This is a genomic window from Nitrospiraceae bacterium (genome assembly GCA_021373015.1).
Classification (GTDB): domain Bacteria; phylum Nitrospirota; class Thermodesulfovibrionia; order Thermodesulfovibrionales; family UBA1546; genus JAJFTJ01.
This window is the reverse complement of sequence record JAJFTJ010000014.1, coordinates 49,984-66,326: the sequence shown is the minus strand read 5'-3', so window position 1 is coordinate 66,326 and position 16,343 is coordinate 49,984. Positions and strand designations below refer to the sequence as shown.

Annotated in this window: 18 protein-coding genes, 1 tRNA gene and 1 pseudogene; 3 read left to right on the top strand and 17 right to left on the bottom strand. The window is 38.1% G+C overall.

Annotated features, from left to right (window positions below; all coding sequences use genetic code 11):
- Nucleotides 1-2 precede the first annotated feature (2 nt).
- From queC to kdsB, 10 genes are read right to left on the bottom strand one after another with little or no spacing between them, the layout of a single operon-like run.
- Nucleotides 3-740 carry a 7-cyano-7-deazaguanine synthase QueC gene (queC, locus tag LLF28_05945; protein ID MCE5194982.1) on the bottom strand — a complete coding sequence of 246 codons (738 nt, stop codon included), beginning with the start codon at nucleotides 738-740 and terminating at the stop codon, nucleotides 3-5.
- The gene (locus LLF28_05940) at nucleotides 706-1,779 is read right to left on the bottom strand and encodes a DUF4388 domain-containing protein (protein MCE5194981.1); all 1,074 of its coding nucleotides are present in this window, start codon (nucleotides 1,777-1,779) and stop codon (nucleotides 706-708) included. The genes queC and LLF28_05940 overlap by 35 nt, the downstream gene beginning before the upstream one ends.
- Nucleotides 1,770-3,449 carry a tetratricopeptide repeat protein gene (locus LLF28_05935; protein ID MCE5194980.1) on the bottom strand — a complete coding sequence of 560 codons (1,680 nt, stop codon included), beginning with the start codon at nucleotides 3,447-3,449 and terminating at the stop codon, nucleotides 1,770-1,772. The genes LLF28_05940 and LLF28_05935 overlap by 10 nt, the downstream gene beginning before the upstream one ends.
- Nucleotides 3,446-4,036 carry a glycerol-3-phosphate 1-O-acyltransferase PlsY gene (gene plsY, locus LLF28_05930; GenBank protein MCE5194979.1) on the bottom strand — a complete coding sequence of 197 codons (591 nt, stop codon included), beginning with the start codon at nucleotides 4,034-4,036 and terminating at the stop codon, nucleotides 3,446-3,448. The genes LLF28_05935 and plsY overlap by 4 nt, the downstream gene beginning before the upstream one ends.
- A complete protein-coding gene (gene pgsA, locus LLF28_05925; GenBank protein MCE5194978.1) occupies nucleotides 4,033-4,581 on the bottom strand; it encodes a CDP-diacylglycerol--glycerol-3-phosphate 3-phosphatidyltransferase in 549 nt (182 codons plus the stop codon). The genes plsY and pgsA overlap by 4 nt, the downstream gene beginning before the upstream one ends.
- A complete protein-coding gene (locus tag LLF28_05920; protein ID MCE5194977.1) occupies nucleotides 4,562-5,119 on the bottom strand; it encodes an HAD-IIIA family hydrolase in 558 nt (185 codons plus the stop codon). The genes pgsA and LLF28_05920 overlap by 20 nt, the downstream gene beginning before the upstream one ends.
- Nucleotides 5,116-6,096, bottom strand: coding sequence for a KpsF/GutQ family sugar-phosphate isomerase (locus LLF28_05915; protein MCE5194976.1), 981 nt, complete (start codon nucleotides 6,094-6,096; stop codon nucleotides 5,116-5,118). Before LLF28_05915 ends, LLF28_05920 begins: the two co-directional genes overlap by 4 nt.
- A 12-nt stretch (nucleotides 6,097-6,108) precedes the next feature.
- Entirely contained in the window at nucleotides 6,109-6,930 is an 822-nt protein-coding gene (gene kdsA, locus LLF28_05910; protein MCE5194975.1) for a 3-deoxy-8-phosphooctulonate synthase, read from the bottom strand.
- Nucleotides 6,931-6,940: 10 nt separating this feature from the next.
- Complete coding sequence (locus tag LLF28_05905) at nucleotides 6,941-8,608, bottom strand: CTP synthase (protein ID MCE5194974.1); 1,668 nt, start codon at nucleotides 8,606-8,608, stop codon at nucleotides 6,941-6,943.
- The gene (gene kdsB, locus LLF28_05900; protein ID MCE5194973.1) at nucleotides 8,587-9,348 is read right to left on the bottom strand and encodes a 3-deoxy-manno-octulosonate cytidylyltransferase; all 762 of its coding nucleotides are present in this window, start codon (nucleotides 9,346-9,348) and stop codon (nucleotides 8,587-8,589) included. Before kdsB ends, LLF28_05905 begins: the two co-directional genes overlap by 22 nt.
- Nucleotides 9,349-9,446: 98 nt before the next feature.
- Between kdsB and LLF28_05895 the strand changes: the two genes are divergently transcribed.
- Nucleotides 9,447-9,529, top strand: a tRNA-Leu gene (locus LLF28_05895).
- Between the two features lie 5 nt (nucleotides 9,530-9,534).
- Here the strand turns inward: LLF28_05895 and LLF28_05890 are convergent.
- From LLF28_05890 to rpsF, 6 genes and pseudogenes are all read right to left on the bottom strand, one after another.
- A complete protein-coding gene (locus LLF28_05890) occupies nucleotides 9,535-9,831 on the bottom strand; it encodes an HNH endonuclease (protein MCE5194972.1) in 297 nt (98 codons plus the stop codon).
- 1 nt (nucleotide 9,832) lies between these two features.
- Entirely contained in the window at nucleotides 9,833-11,692 is a 1,860-nt protein-coding gene (locus tag LLF28_05885; GenBank protein ID MCE5194971.1) for a sensor domain-containing diguanylate cyclase, read from the bottom strand.
- Nucleotides 11,693-11,796: 104 nt separating this feature from the next.
- Nucleotides 11,797-12,362 (bottom strand): annotated as a pseudogene (locus tag LLF28_05880) (DUF507 family protein).
- 3 nt (nucleotides 12,363-12,365) lie between these two features.
- Nucleotides 12,366-12,590 carry a 30S ribosomal protein S18 gene (gene rpsR, locus LLF28_05875; GenBank protein MCE5194970.1) on the bottom strand — a complete coding sequence of 75 codons (225 nt, stop codon included), beginning with the start codon at nucleotides 12,588-12,590 and terminating at the stop codon, nucleotides 12,366-12,368.
- A gap of 52 nt (nucleotides 12,591-12,642) precedes the next feature.
- A complete protein-coding gene (gene ssb, locus LLF28_05870) occupies nucleotides 12,643-13,041 on the bottom strand; it encodes a single-stranded DNA-binding protein (GenBank protein MCE5194969.1) in 399 nt (132 codons plus the stop codon).
- Complete coding sequence (rpsF, locus tag LLF28_05865) at nucleotides 13,041-13,415, bottom strand: 30S ribosomal protein S6 (protein MCE5194968.1); 375 nt, start codon at nucleotides 13,413-13,415, stop codon at nucleotides 13,041-13,043. The genes ssb and rpsF overlap by 1 nt, the downstream gene beginning before the upstream one ends.
- Before the next feature lie 282 nt (nucleotides 13,416-13,697).
- On the opposite strand from rpsF, the gene LLF28_05860 reads away from it, so the two are divergent.
- Nucleotides 13,698-14,051, top strand: coding sequence for a hypothetical protein (locus LLF28_05860; GenBank protein ID MCE5194967.1), 354 nt, complete (start codon nucleotides 13,698-13,700; stop codon nucleotides 14,049-14,051).
- Nucleotides 14,044-14,436 carry a hypothetical protein gene (locus LLF28_05855; protein ID MCE5194966.1) on the top strand — a complete coding sequence of 131 codons (393 nt, stop codon included), beginning with the start codon at nucleotides 14,044-14,046 and terminating at the stop codon, nucleotides 14,434-14,436. The genes LLF28_05860 and LLF28_05855 overlap by 8 nt, the downstream gene beginning before the upstream one ends.
- A gap of 44 nt (nucleotides 14,437-14,480) precedes the next feature.
- Here LLF28_05855 and pabB read toward each other — a convergent pair whose 3' ends face one another.
- The gene (gene pabB, locus LLF28_05850) at nucleotides 14,481-16,337 is read right to left on the bottom strand and encodes an aminodeoxychorismate synthase component I (protein MCE5194965.1); all 1,857 of its coding nucleotides are present in this window, start codon (nucleotides 16,335-16,337) and stop codon (nucleotides 14,481-14,483) included.
- Between the last annotated feature and the right edge of the window lie 6 nt (nucleotides 16,338-16,343).

Below are 16,343 nucleotides of genomic sequence, written 5' to 3'. Positions count from 1 at the left end.
AGTTATTTATATGACAACGGATCTTTTGTTCCTGCTTCCTTAAATCCTTTTAGCCTGAAGGTGCAACTGTCGCATTTCCCGCATGGAATTATTTTATTATTAATTTGAGATGTCTGTGGATCATAGCAGCTCCATGTAAGGGCATAATCAAGTCCAAGAGCCAGCCCTTTTCTGATAATCTCTGCCTTTGTCATGTTGATAAGCGGAGCGTGGATTTTGAATTTTAAATTTCCTTCAACTGCTGCTTTTGTTCCAAGATTGGACATCTCTTCAAATGCCTTGAGATATTCCGGTCTGCAGTCAGGATAACCGCTGTAATCAACAGCATTTGCGCCTATAAAAATATCAGCGGCTCCAAGGACTTCTGCCCATCCAAGCGCAAATGATAGAAAAATCGTATTTCTTGCTGGAACGTAAGTTATTGGAATCTGGGAAACAGAATTTTTTATCAATGAGGTTTTTTTCGGCACTTCTATTCCAGAGGTAAGAGCTGAACCTCCAATCTCTCTTAGGTCAAATTTTACTGTAAGATGTTTTTTTGTTCCTAATAGGGAGGCGATTTTTTTGGCTGCTTCAAGTTCGTTTATGTGTCTTTGATTGTAATTAAAGCTGATAGCATGGATATCGAATCCGTTTTCTTTAGCTATTGCGAGTGTTGTTGAAGAATCAATGCCGCCGCTTAGAAGGACAACAGCCTTTTTTTTTTCAATAGATGTCATCCTCTGTGCCTTCTTTGCCATCAGGCCCCAGACTGTAGATGACAAAAGTATTCGAATCTATCTTGTAAACATAAGGGTTACCCCATTTATCTTTTATTTTAGTTATTTGATCAAGTGTTGAGGGATAAGAGCCTTTTTCATATTTATATACTTCGACTAGGAATCTTATGGAATCAATATCCTCGACTGTTTTTATTTTGTTAAGCGCATAAGCGTTTTTATGTGCAGGAAAAGCAGCAAATGCCAATAAAGCGCTTATGACAAATATGATTGTTGTGAATATCCCTGCAAATGATACGGACGGCCCTGTTTTTTTAAGCGGTCGAATTTCATATTGTGTTATTTGAACAGGCTCGACAGGTGCAGTCTCTTTTGGCTCTATCAGTCCTTTTTCTAATAAAGAAACAAAAATTTTCGATGCCTGCAGATTTTCCATATGGCTGGCATCAATAATTGTGCTGACATCATTTTCACCGTCAATAAGCTCAAGTATCGATGCTTCGTCAGCTGTTAAAGAAATTCCGGGTTTTTCCATTCTGTCAAAAATAGTATCGAGAGAAAGTTTTCCTTCTATAAGCGACCATTCATCAATTATGCGCAGTCCTTCCATAAGCAGATGCTGCGTATCTATGGTTATTGGCAGATCTGCATCGATAGGCACGCCGTGCTGTGTAAATTCATATGTGCCTTCTTTCCAGTTGAATATTTGAACAACCGTCTCTGTTACCTGAGAAATGATTATTGCCTGTATCTGTTCTTTTGTAATAGTCCCTTTTTTGACAAGCAGGGTTCCTATTTTTTCACCTGTTGTGTTCTGAACTTGCATTACCTCCTGAAGTTCCTGCTCTGTAATCAACCCTTTTTTGACAAGTACCTTGCCAAGACGATTTGCTTCATTCCTGCGTTTTGATTCTGCAGATATAATATTGCCCTGATAAAAGATCAGGCGGATCTTGTCCATTCTGCCTTCGAGAGAAAGAACACCTGTCTTTCTTTGCAGATGTATCAGCTGAAGAATGTCAGCAAGCCCGAAATCTTTTAAAGAGCCTTCTAGAGCCATCCTCTATTGAGCCTCCTTCTTATGCCGATAAATGTAGCCATATAAATAATAGCCATTATTGTCAGGCTTGGAATATTAATCCATGTGTGAGTGAAGGTTGACAGCCCGATACTTATGAATGGATTTAAAATTAGCATGGCAAGAAAGAAGAAAAAAATCCAAAGATATATACATCCCTCAAGAATCCTTCCTGCAAATATATGCGCAAATCCAGGCGGGGCATAGGAGATAAGTCTTACAATGCTGTATTTCCTTGCCTGAATGCTCTGGATATCGAGCAGTTTTGCGATCCTTTCTCTTGCATCAAGTCCTTCAGGTTTTACAACAGAACTATAACATACAGAACACATCTGTCCCCAGTGCTTTCCTCTTGTGCATTTTCCGCATATGACTGTTCCGCATCTTGAGCAGATATATGATTTGTTTTTTGAAGAATTTAGATAATAAAAAAGAACTATGAGTATTAGTGCGATTATAAATGTTAATCCAGAACCTATGGTGGAAATATTTATATTCATTGTATTATTGGCGCCGGTATTTGCATAGTTCCATATCTCAGACATAGAGAGGGTTTCGTCAATCAGAACTCGATTAGGATTCTTGCCGGTTTTTTCTGCTGTTTCTGAGAATTGTGTAATTTTTCTGCTGTCTAGTTTTGTTGCTTCAAGAAAATATTCTCCGCCTTTCTGGAAATCCAATTTTTCACGAGAGACCAGACTCAGATTATAATATGCTGATGCAAGAGGTTTTATCTCAATAGCTTTTTTATAGGCCTCGGATGCATTGTTAATATCATTCATGCTGAAGTATATATTGCCTAAATTTACATATGCCTTTGGTTCCGAGTTGGTTGAAAGCAAATTTTTGTACACGGCGATTGCTTCTTCATAGCGGCCTTCTTTTTTTAGAGCTAAACCGTATAAAAATTGTGGAACATAAGCATTTTTATCTTTTAGCAAGAGAAGCGCATATTTGCTTTCACGGCTCTCATTAATTGAGACAACTGCTCTGAGATCTGGGGAATTTGCCGAGATAAAGCTATTGGTTATTTTTAAAAAAAATGGCGAAGCAAGCAGAAAAAGCAAAGCAGCATAGACGATAATTTTGTCTTTTTTTTCAAAATAAATTCCAAAGAATGCAAGTAGTGCCGTTATAAAAAATAAAGGCCCAAAGATGGAAAATATAATTAAGGAAAGAACCATGAGGATTTTCTTTTTATCTTCTTTAATATCATGAGATAATAATCTGATATCTTTAAAGGATTTTAAAAAAACCAGGCCTAAAAGCATTAAAGCAAAAGAAAGAACAACACTGGCAATTATAAGTCCAGTGAGGCTTCTAAGCCACCAGAAGTTATTGCTGTATTCTTCAAAACCCCTTAATGCATAATCAAGACTTTCGAACACTGCCTTGTCTTCAGTCAGTTTATGCCATGCCATATTAAAATAAGAAATAGGAAGATTGGGAGAATATTGTATGGCTTCTTTAAGCAATAATTCTGCTTTTGCAGGATTGTCTTCTGCATTTTTTATCAGAATGTATGAATAAGGTTCGGTATTTTTTAAACCTTCATTAAGACGGGTTTCATAGACATCTTTAGAAAAGGATATTACAGGGTTGCATAAAGCCAGGAGAAGAACTGATGCATATAAATATAAATATTTCTTCAAGCTCTTTCCCCTATCTTTTTTTCTTTTCCTTTTACAATTCTTTTTATGTTGCCAATATGTTTTGCAAAAATCAAGATTACAATCAAAACTGTGACAAACAATTTAATATTTTCATTATCAAATAGTATTATATTAATTGGCAGCAGAGCAAACGCAACTAGCGCACTCAGAGATGATATCCTTGTTAAGAGAAGCACTGCCAGCCATATTGCTAATGTAAGTATAGCAGTCTGCGGAGAATAAATTAATAGTACTCCAATGCTTGTGGCAACTCCCTTTCCTCCTCGAAAATTAAGGAAGAGAGAAAAACTATGTCCAAGTATTGCGGCTAGTCCGATAATTCCCTCATATAAAGGGTCAATCTCAAAAAGGCGGGCTATTGCAACAGCAGCTGTTCCTTTGAGCATGTCTCCCAGCAGTGTTATTATGGCAGGGCCTTTACCGAGTGCACGGAGTGCATTTGTTGCTCCGATATTTCCGCTGCCAGTTTTTGTCAGGTCAATGCCTTTTGTCTTTGCACTAACAACGCCGAATGGAATAGAGCCAAGAACATATGCAGCAATTGCAAGAATAAGTATCTTTATCATATTCTCTTCCAGAATGATACTGTGTATTTAATTCCTGAAACCATTGCCAGAACTAATGATATCCATATAAAAACAATTCCAATATCATTCAGGTCTATGCTATGTACGCTTAAGTTAGCTGCACTGTCGCTTATCAGGAGGCAGAGTATGGCTGCAATCTGTGCACATGTTTTTAGCTTTCCGCCCATCTCAGCAGGAATCACGATATCTTTTGAAAGGGCAACTACTCTAAGGCCTGTAACAAAAAATTCCCTCACAATTATAACAATAGCGATCCAGGCTGAGAGTTTATCCATATCAACCAGAACTACGAGAGCGGATATTATCAGAAATTTATCTGCAAGCGGATCAAGTATAATCCCGAATTTTGTTATTTCTCCTGATTTTCTTGCGAAATAACCATCAAAAAAATCAGTAAGTGAAGCAATTATAAATACTGCTGTTCCAAGCAATGGATGCTGATAAGTAACAATTACAAAAACAGGTATAAGCACAATCCTGCTGAGGGTCAGGATTGTCGGCAGATTAAGCTTCAAGATACTCATCTATAATTCCATTCCAAAGATTTTTTGCTTTTAGAATAAAATCTACAGCCTCACGCACTGCACCTCGGCCGCCGTCATTCTTTGTTACTATTGTTGCATTAGCCCTTACGTCTTCCGGCGCATCCGCAACAGCAAAGGAAAGTCCTGCTCTTCTGATAAGAGGCAGATCAACCACATCATCAGCGATACAGATTATCTCTGCGTCTCTGAGGGAAAATTTATTTTTTATAATTTCATATGCATCAAGCTTTTTAAAATAATTCTGATATACCTCAGTGATCCCCAGTTCTTTTGCTCTTCTGTCTACTACTTTTGATTGTCTCCCTGTGATTATCGCTACCTGTATGCCTGCGCGCATAAGCATCCTTATGCCGTGACCATCTCTGACATGGAAGGCCTTGAATTCATTGCCATCATTATCGAGGATGATTCTTCCGTCAGTCATTACACCATCGACATCAAGTATCAGGAGCTTTGCATTTTTTGCTGTTTTTTTTATGTTTACAGTCTGTTTTTCTGACTTTGATTTTTTCTTCATACTATTCCCTGTCTTAAAATATCATGCAGATGTATGATCCCTACGACTTTTCCTTTTTCATCAGGAACGGCAAGGGAAGTGATTGATCTTTCCTCCATGATAGAAAGCGCTTTTACTGCAAGCTCATCTTCGGTAATCATTTTGGGATTTTTTGTCATGACTTCCTCTGCCTTCATATCAAAAAAAGGTTTCCCCCATTTTTCTATTCCACGGCGCAGATCTCCATCCGTGATAATTCCCAACAGCTTTTGATTTTTATCAGCAACAATAGTGACACCCAGTCTTTTTGAAGATATTTCAAAGACTGCCTTTATCATTGATTTATCAGGTGCAATTATCGGCAGAGCATCGCCTGTATGCATAAGGTCTTTTACTTTAATGAATAATTTTTTGCCCAGACTGCCGCCTGGATGAAAGGAAGCAAAATCCTCTTCTTTAAAGCCTCGTTTTGTTAGAAGCGCTACTGCGATTGCATCACCCATTGCCATGGTTGCAGTTGTTGATGCGGTTGGAACAATTCCAAGGGGACAGGCCTCTTCTTTTATAGAAACATCAAGATTAGCATCTGCTGCTTTTGAAAGTGTTGAACCAGAATTTCCTGTCATTGTTATAAGGCTCACATTAAACCTTTTTAGAAAAGGAATCAGTCCTGCAATTTCATTAGTCTCTCCACTGTTTGATATTGCAATCACAACATCATCAGAAGTTACCATGCCAAGGTCTCCGTGACTTGCTTCAGCAGGATGCATAAAAAATGCAGGCGTGCCTGTTGATGCCATTGTTGCAGCTATCTTTTTTCCAACAAGGCCTGACTTACCCATTCCTGTTACAACTACCTTGCCTTTGCTTGTGTAGATAATCTCTACTGCTTTTTCAAAATTGCTGTCGAGCTTATCCCTTAGCGCAAGCACTGCATCAGCTTCTGTTTTTAAAACCTTTTTCGCTATCTCGATTATGTTGTATTTCAAATCAGCCATAATATTTTTTTCTTATTCCTTCACAAGTTCATGTAAAGATTTGATAGTTTTAAACAGCTTTGGAAGTGCGCTCAGGCTTATCATGTTCGGCCCATCGCAGAGAGCCTTATCTGGGGCAGGGTGAACTTCCATAAACAATCCATCAACACCGCATGCTGTTGCTGCCCTTGCAAATGACTCTGCAAACTCTCTCTGTCCGCCTGACGAACTTCCCTGTCCGCCGGGGAGCTGCAGGCTATGCGTTACATCAAAGATAACAGGATAACCATAAGATCTCATTATCGGAAATGCCCTGAAATCAACAACAAGATTGTTGTATCCGAAGGATGCGCCTCTTTCAGTAATGAAAAGATCATGATTGCCTGTGGATGTGAATTTATCAATAATATTTTTTATATCCCATGGCGCAAGGAACTGCCCTTTTTTGATGTTCACAGGCTTTCCTGTTTTAGATGCAGCAAGGATCATGTCAGTCTGCCTGCAAAGAAAGGCTGGTATTTGCAATGCATCAAGTACTTCTGAAGCAGGTTTTATTTCATCAATAGAATGAACATCCGTTATTACAGGGATGTCTAATCTGTTTCTGATGTCTGATAAAATCCTGAGGCCTTTTTCGATCCCAAGTCCTCTGAAAGATTTTATTGAAGTCCTGTTAGCCTTGTCGTATGAACTTTTAAATATAAACGGCAGTCCTGTTTTTTTGCAGAGTTCTTTTAATGTCTTTGCTGTCTCAAATGTGATGTCTTCGTTCTCGATGACGCACGGCCCTGCAATAATAACAGGCAGATTGTTTTTACCAATTTTTGTTCTGGATATTATTATTTCTCTTGTCATTTAAATATATTCAGGATATGTTTTGTTTTATTTTATTTTTTTCGGTAAAGAGTTCGTTTTTGCCTTTCAATGAAGCGCCGATGAAATCTTTAAACAAGGGATGCGGCGCTAATGGTCTGGATTTAAATTCAGGATGGAACTGACATCCGAGGAACCAGGGATGATCTTCGATCTCAATAATCTCGACGAGTTCTCCGTCAGGGCTCGTTCCGCTTATCTTCATACCATGTCTTGAGAGGATTCCTTTGAATGCATTATTAAATTCATATCTGTGTCTGTGCCTTTCGGAAATTTCTTTTAAATCGTATGCCTTGAAAGCATTTGTCCCTTCTTCGAGGATGCATGGGTAAGCGCCCAGCCTCATTGTTCCGCCCTTGTCTGATGTGTCTGTGCGTTCCTCTATCTTTCCTTTTCTGAAATCGAACCATCTTTCCATCAAATAAATAACAGGATCCTTTGTGTTCATATCGAACTCAGTGCTGTTTGCCTGAAGTCCGCATACATTTCTTGCGTATTCTATTACTGCGCACTGCATGCCAAGGCATATTCCAAAATATGGGATCTTTTTCTCTCGTGCATATTTGACAGCCTGAATCTTTCCTTCGATTCCTCTGTTTCCAAATCCGCCTGGAACAAGAATACCGTCAACCTCTGCTAGAAATTTCTCAGGGCCATGAATCTCAATTTCCTCTGAATCAACCCACTGGAAATTAACTCTTGTGTTATTTGCAATCCCGCCGTGTATCAATGCTTCCATAAGGCTCTTGTAAGAATCCTTTAGTCCGACATACTTTCCTGCTATTGCTATTGTTACTTCATTTTCAGGTTCTTTTATTTTTTTAACTATGTTTTGCCATGGAGAAAGATCAATCTCTTTTGAAACAAGTCCGAGTTTTTTTATTACAAGCTGATCAAGTCCTTCAGCGTTAAATGCAAGAGGCACTTCATATATCGTATCCACATCTAAAGCATTTATGACTGCATCAATATCCACATTGCAGTGAATAGCAATTTTTTTCTTTGCATCAGAAGGCAGCGGCCTTTCAGTTCTACAGAGAAGCACATCAGGCTGAATACCAATTTCACGCAGATCCTTAACACTATGCTGAGTTGGTTTTGTCTTGAGCTCGCCTGCGCTTTTTATAAAAGGAACAAGCGTAAGATGGGCATACATTACGTTTTCCCTGCCGGCATCATACCGCATCTGCCGTATTGCTTCTAAAAACGGCAGGCTCTCTATGTCGCCGATTGTTCCGCCTATCTCAACTATTACAACATCGTATTCATTGCTGACTGATTTTATGGCAGTTTTTATCTCATCAGTCAAATGCGGGACGACTTGGACAGTCTCACCAAGATAATCTCCATGTCTTTCTTTTGAAATTACGTTGTAGTAGATTTTTCCTGTAGTGAAATTGTTAGATTTTGAAGTTCTGTTTTGAATGAATCTTTCATAGTGGCCGAGATCAAGATCTGTCTCAGCGCCGTCATCTGTAACAAAAACTTCGCCATGTTGAAACGGGCTAAGAGTGCCGGGATCAACATTAATATACGGATCAAGTTTCTGTATCGTAACCTTTATTCCTCTTGCTTCAAGAAGCGCGCCAATTGCAGCAGCAGAAATTCCCTTGCCAAGCGATGATACAACACCGCCTGTTACGAAGATATACTTAGCCATTTTTCAGCCCTTTCCAAATCTTTTGGTGTATCTATTCCAATTGTCACAAAAGGAGTTTCTTTTACTTTTATTTTTATTCCATTAACCATTGCACGAAGCTGTTCAAGCCTTTCAATGTTCTCAAGTATTCCAGGTTTCATCTTTGATATCTTTAATAAAACATCTTTTCTGTAACTATAGATTCCGATATGTTTGAAACAAAAATTTTCAGTCTCATTTTTTAAATTCAAGACCGAAAGTGATTTCCAGTTGTCTCTGTTAAAAGGTATCGGAGCCCTTGAGAAATACATAGCAAAACCATTGCTGTCGCATACAACCTTTACAACATTAGGGTCTAATATTTCTTCGGGTTCTGTTATTTTCTGCATTAGGGTTCCGATGGATGCATTTTCATCATCAAGAAGGCTTATAACATCATCGATCATCTCAGCCTTTATGAATGGTTCGTCGCCCTGAACATTGACAATTATATCATAATCCATTGATGAAGCGGCTTCAGCTATTCTGTCTGTTCCAGATTCGTGTGTCGTTGAAGTCATAACTGCTTTTCCGCCAAATGCATTAACAGATTCAAATATTTTTTCGCTGTCAGTTGCAACAATCACACCTTTTGCTAGCCTGGATTTTCTTGAGTTTTCGTAAACATGCTGTATTATTGGTTTGCCTTTTAGAGAGACAAGTGGCTTGCCCGGAAAACGGGTTGAGTCGTAACGCGCAGGAATAATAACAATTGCAGTCATTTGATATGAGAATTATATATGATTTGAAAAAAATTGGAAAGAATAACTGGTAAAGGTTGTGTTTGACCTGACAAGGAAAAATCTTTTACAATCAATCAGCGAGAGTGGCGGAACTGGCAGACGCGCTGGACTTAGGATCCAGTGGGTAACCGTAGGGGTTCAACTCCCCTCTCTCGCACCATGAATCTATTCATTCTTGAGCCTTGAAAGATATTCTTCCCACTCAATTGGTAGCATATGTTTTTTCTTGTTGTTGCATTCTTTGCAGGCGGGAACAACATTCCCCTTTGTTGATCTGCCGCCTCTGATAATAGGCACGATATGATCCATCGAGAGTTCTTTTGGTTTGAAATTTATTCCGCAGAAATAACATTTCCCCTGTGATTGTTTCCTCTTCCACCACTGTGTTTTCCTGAGTTCACGCGCTTTGGCACGTTCTCTCTTAATCTCCTCTTCTGTTGTATCTGAAATAAAAGCAGACATATTATCTCCTGATTTCACTCCACAGCACACATTGGTTTCTTCCGTTGTTTTTTGCATGATAGAGCGCCTGATCAGCTTTTTCTACAAGGCTTTTTTTATCATCTGATTTTCCTGCAGCTGTTGATATCCCTATGCTCACTGTCACATGAATATTTTTACCGTCGATGTTAAATCCATTGTCTAGTGTTTGTTGCCTTAGTCTCTCTGCAATGTTCATAGCGCCTGTGCTGTCTGTGTCAGGAAGTATTGCTACAAATTCTTCGCCGCCGTATCTTGCTGCGATGTCTATATCACGCATTGTGTTTTTCATTATATTAGCAACACCTTGAAGTATTTTGTCTCCTGCCGGGTGCCCGTATGTGTCATTAACTTTTTTAAAATAATCGATATCCAGCAGAAGGATTGAAAAAGGCTTTTGAGTTCGATCCAGACGCCTGAATTCATCTGTTAATTTTTCCTGGAAATGTCTGTGATTAAAAAGTCCTGTGAGTCCGTCGACAACCGAAAGCCGCTTTATCTCAGCATGGAATTTAGCGTTTGCAATCGAGATTGAAGCCTGTGTGCCAAGAACAACAAGCAGCTCTATCTGGTGAGAATTGAATGCGCTAAGTTTCTCTGATAGAAACACGATCATGCCTGTAAGCTCTCCCTCATAGAGCAAAGGAAGAATTAATACAGAGGCGATATCTCTTGTCTCGAATGGCATTAGGTTATACGTATAGTTTCTTACATCTGATAGACATACTATCTTTCTGTTTTTCTTTGCCATGTCCAGAAGTGTTCCTCTGGGTGAATATAGGTTTTTAGTAAGCTTTATATCATCTGTTTTGTGCAATAACTCGAATGCTTCTCCTTTTTTTGTAAATAAAATAATCTTTGACGGGGCAATTTTTAAACAGCTCTCTACAATCTTCTGGCTGAGATCTTCGAATTTCAAGCTTTCAGTGAGCTTTACGCTTTCTTCGTGCAGTATTTTTAGTCCTGAATGTGACCTGTGGATCTGCGAGTGAACTCTTTCCTGCTGAAGTATGCGTATAAGCTGTTTGGATAAAAGATTTAGTGTCGTTGTGTCTATTTCAGTAAATGCAGAGTATCTTGAAGTATCAGCGGAAAGAACGCCAAGCACAAATGGTTCGTCAATAACCGGGATTGAGATAAAGGATGAAATTCTGCCTTTTTTCAAATATCCCACTTCATACCCCTTTTCATTTACATCAGCTGAAATGATTGTGCGTTTTTCTTTATAGCAGGCCATTATAAATCCATTACCTGAAGGTATTATGTTTTCTGTTTCTTCTGTTGTGCTTCTGAGTTTGAGTGTATTGTTGTAAGGCACAAAAAAATTCACTGAATCAGCGGTAAGAGAATGTTTTATTGTTTGTAAAACTTCTTTAATATCTTTGTCTGCTCTGGAAATCATAGACAGATATTGGGCTACTGCATTGTCATCCTGTACTGAGACAGCGCCGGCAGCGCTTATATCTGATGTCTCTTTTTTCAGATAAATCAGTTGAGATTCCACAGAAAGTATTTTTTTATTGGCTGATGCAAACAACCATGAGCTTGTAATTGCGGCGATGATAGTGACTATGCTTACTGAAACCTCTTCATAGATGTTATTAGAATTAATAAAATGACTTGCCTCAAGCAGAGGGACCGAAAGGCTCAGCAGGATCATTGTTTTCATAGGAAAGAATGCGGTCAAGGGAATAAGATATAAAAGATAAACAGTATGAAGCCACGCATAACCTGACAGCTTTATTGCGCCGGCGATTATAAGCGCAAAGCCAAATAAATACTCAAATGAGAATGAGCTGATTGTGTTTTTCCTTGCTAAATACAGGGTCAGGTAAATGAGCAAGGCAGCTGCTGGAAGCAGGAACCAAAACGCTGGTTTTTCTGATGGAAATTTGAAATGTAAACTTATTAGCGAAAAAACAAGCAGGACGACAGGTAAAAATCTAATTATCCTCCTGATGCCCTTCCTCTTTTTACTTCCTCCTCTCGGAAAAACTTCTTGTATAGAACTTCCCACTCAGGACTCCCCTCCACTAACTTCTTTGAAAAGGATTGCAGTTTTCTTCTTACTGCTACATCTATGTCAGCGCCAATTTTTAATTCGTCTGTAATTATACGTCTTATCTCCCGCCTGACTTTGCTCTCTTCTTCATTAAGTTCAATAAGTTTTCTGTCAATAATTCCAGTGAGCAATACATGTGTAAGATGAGTTACTTTTTCGTCTGATAACATCAGATGATAAGATTCCTTTCCTTTACCAGTTTTCTTTTTGTGAGTTCAAAAAGCTTTCTGTAATCCAGCCTGCTTTTCTCAATCTCAGGGTTATGCTTCTGGAGGAGCGCTCTGATCTCTTCATTAAGTCTGTCTTCTACCATAAGATCTTCAAGGAGAAGCTCCTCTGTATCAGCAAGCAGTTTATCAATGGGTACAAGTGGTGTAATAAGATGTTTTGCAACAATAGTATCAACAACTTTTTTGGATATCAGCGTGACCCATGCTTTTGGAATCCTCATTGTTTATTTTTCCACAAAGGAAAGCAATGCAATATTTCTTGCTCTTTTTATCGCCTCAGTAAGGTCTCTTTGATGTATTGAGCATGTGCCTGTCATTCTGCGCGCCAATATCTTTCCCTTTTCAGTGATATACCCTCTTAGGAGTTTCATATCTTTATAATCAATAAACTCTACTTTTTCAGCACAGAACTTACAGAATTTTTTTCTCTGAATTCTTCTCGGTTGCAATGTGTTTCTCCTTTCGATAATTTATAATTTTTTTAGCGTATATTATTATTGTTTAAAATGGTTCTAAGTCAGTTGTTTCTTCAGCTGGCGGAATTGATTCCGCTCCTCCGGTTTCTGTCTGTTCGCTTGGTTTTCTTGATGATAAAAAACGCACTGATGCAGCAATAACCTCCATCTTGTTCCTCTGCTGTCCGTCTGATTCCCAGCGCCTTTCAACAAGTCTTCCTTCAACCAATGCAGACTTGCCCTTACTTAAATACTGGCTGCATGATTCAGCCTGTTTTCCAAACACAACAATGTCAATGAACAGTGTTTCTGATTTCAACTCATCAGACTGTTTGTATTTTGAATTAACAGCAAGCCTGAAAGATGTTACCGGTGTTCCCTGAGGAGTATATCTGAGCTCAGGGTCTTTGGTCAGATTGCCTATCATTATTACCTTGTTAAACATTAGACCTCGCTTTTTATCTCAGGCTTTTCTTCTGCAGTTGCAGTAGCAGCTTCAGCAGTAGCAGCCTGCAATGCTTTGTCAGCCTGTTTTTTGCCCAGCTTCAAGACCATATATTTTATTACAGTGTCTGTTACCTTGTAATAGTCTTCAAGCTTTTTTATTGTGGCTGAAGGAGCTTTGAAAAGAAGGAGGATGAAAAATCCTTTTTTCTGTTTTTGGATATCGTATGCGAGTTTCTTTCTGCCCCAGATATCAGCCTTAAAAATTTCTCCGCCGGAATTTACGATGAGGTCTTTGACCTTTCCTGAAGTTGTGTCGATCTCTTCGTCAGAGAGTGATGCATTGAATATGATAATGTTTTCGTAGATGTTCACCCGAACACCTCCTTATGGATTTACCCGCCTACGGCGAGTCTCAGCCCAACTCAAAATGAGAGAGCAAGGAGTGCATATTTATACCACAGAAGCAGGGAGAAATGCAACTTTAAGAAAATTTTTAAAAAGATATTGTTTGTAGGAGAATCTTTCTCTGTTATTAACCTATTATTTAATTCACATTTTTTAGGTATTTGTTACGAAATTTATATACTATTGACAACCATAGAGCTTTTTAGATAAATTTTTATGGAGTTTTTTATTTTTTAAAGGAGGCACAAAATGCGTTTTATGCTTAAATGGCTTTTTGTGTTGTTTGTTTTATTCACTTTGGGTAGTTGCGGAGGTATTGAAAAAAAAGCATTCAATAAGTCTGCCAATCAGGATATAAAAACGATAGGAGTTCTTGAGCCTGCAAATTTAGGCGAATACCGCGTAGTGAACTTTGACCACCCTGGACTTGCTTTCGGTATTGTTGGAGGTTTACTGGCAGCATCTGATATGAAATCAAAATCTAGTCAATTTACTGAGCAAATAAAATTGCGTAATTTCAGCCTCTATGAGGATCTTCAGAACGCGTTAATGACAGAGCTTCAGAGAGTAGGATACGCTATAAAGTTGATTAAAGTTGATTAAAGTTGATTATACTAGAAAAAACTTGATGGAGAAATATGATTTTTTGGATAAAACCGTTGATGCATACTTAGACACTTATGTTTCAGCTATCTATGCCTGTAAGTTTTTATTTGGAGACTACTTCCCGTCAATGCGCGTTGTTGTGCGGTTAGTTAAGAATGGATCGAATGAGATTCTTTATCAAGAAGCGATTTGCTATGGATATGAAGAATTTTGTTATAATTATGGGGCTTGGAGATCTGAAGATATTCTTATTGCCGCTGACAAAAAATATTTTTTTGCAAACTTTAAAGCTATTATGGGAGAGCCTGAGCGTGCAATTGAGGGCTTTAAGGTTGGCATTCCTCTCATAACAAAGCAGGTGGTGCAAGATTTAGCTAAGTAACATATTTTGTTCCACGTGGAACAAATGTGGGATTGCGCAAGTTTTTAACCTAAAAAAGTATCATAAAACTTGGCTTTCCTCAGCCCTCTGACAGCATTGCAGATATATATATCTTCTGCCTCCTCCAAGTCCTTCAGGTAAAGAAGACCTTCTTTTATGTCCAGTCTTGTTTCAAGCAAGTGCTGACGAAAAACTCCATTCAGCAATCCGGATTCTATGGGAGGCGTTATAAATTCAGCACCCCTTTTTATGATTATGTTGTGTATAGCGCCTTCGGTTATCTCGTTTTTTTCGTTCATGAAAATAATATCTGCAAACCCTTTCGATTGAGCTGTTTTGAAGAGCCTGTCATACAAGTTCCTGTTTGTTGTTTTGTGATATAAAAACTTTTTTCTTGAATCAGTGCATATTTTCGAGACTGCTATTAAAGCTATCGTCTGTTCAAGGTCTCCAATTATTTTGTTCTCAATTTTTATGTTCCCAGTGCAGTCTAATCTAATCCTGATTTTGTATTTTTTATTTTCTATCAATAATCTGGAATGTTCGATGAGTTTTTTCTTTAAGTTTTCAATATCACAGGGATAATCAAAATACTCTGCTGAGTTTTGAATTCTTTTTATATGTTTATCAAGAAAAGGGAATACATTATCCCATAGTAATGATTCTATAAGCTCAAAGTCAGGAGTTTGAGACAAAAGAAAGTCTGCTTTTAATCTGCATTCTTTATATTCATCCTCAGGTTCAGAATCAATTACGATTCCACTGCCGACACCCATTTCTGCGCTGCTGCCTTCGATGGAGATTGTTCTTATCGGAACATTGAACACTGCTTCATTATTTGGCGAAAAATATCCTATTGCGCCTGTGTAAACCCCTCTTGTTTCTTTTTCGAGTTCGTGAATGATCTGCATTGATCTGATTTTTGGCGCTCCGGTAACAGAGCCTGAAGGAAATAGGCTTTTAAAAATATTATAGTATTTGACGTCATTTTTTATTTTTCCTGATACTGTTGAGGTCATCTGAAACAAGGTCTGATATTTTTCAATAGAAAAAAGTTTGTGAACTTTGACTGTGCCATTCTCGCATATTCTGCCAAGATCATTTCTAATCAGATCCACAATCATTAGATTTTCAGATTGATTCTTTGTGTTCTCTGCCAGCCATGAAGAGAGTTCTGCATCTTCATTTAAAGTTTTGCCTCTTTTTGCTGTCCCTTTCATCGGACGTGTAAATATTTCGTTATCTTTTATTCTCAAGAACAACTCAGGAGAAAGGCAGATTATGTGCTGGTTGTCTGATTTTATATAAGAAGCATAAGATACTCTCTGCTTTTTCTTTAGGTCATTATAGAAGGAAAGGCTTGAGCCATGAAATGTGAAATTATATTTATCTGTAAAATTTATCTGATAGGTATCGCCTGATTTAATGTAATCCTTGATGAAATTTATTTTTTCTGAGTATTCATTTTCATTAATATTCAGCATCGGCTGGCTCAATCGGTATGTGTTTTTTTGATTCTCTTCTGAAGCGTCACCCGGAATTCCCATGTCAGGATTCTCAAAACTTTCTGTGATGTGATTAAAAATCAAAGGTTTTTCATATACACCAAACCATGCGACAGGTTTGTTCTGTTTTTTAAGTTCAGTGATTTTTTCGAAATGATACCCAAGTTCATAATTAAAATATCCTGCAAGATAATAGTTCTGATCAAGATAGGCTTCAATGTTATTGAAAAGTTCAGGAACTTCATCCAATTCATATATCTGGAGTATCTTTATGGGTTTGATAAATAAAAATGTTTTATAGTTGTCTTTATCGTAGCGGAGCGTTTCTAGTATAACTATATTGTTTTGTTTCTTTGCCAGCTTGTAGTATGTTGAAGGGAAATCCTTTAAGAGCATTAGTTT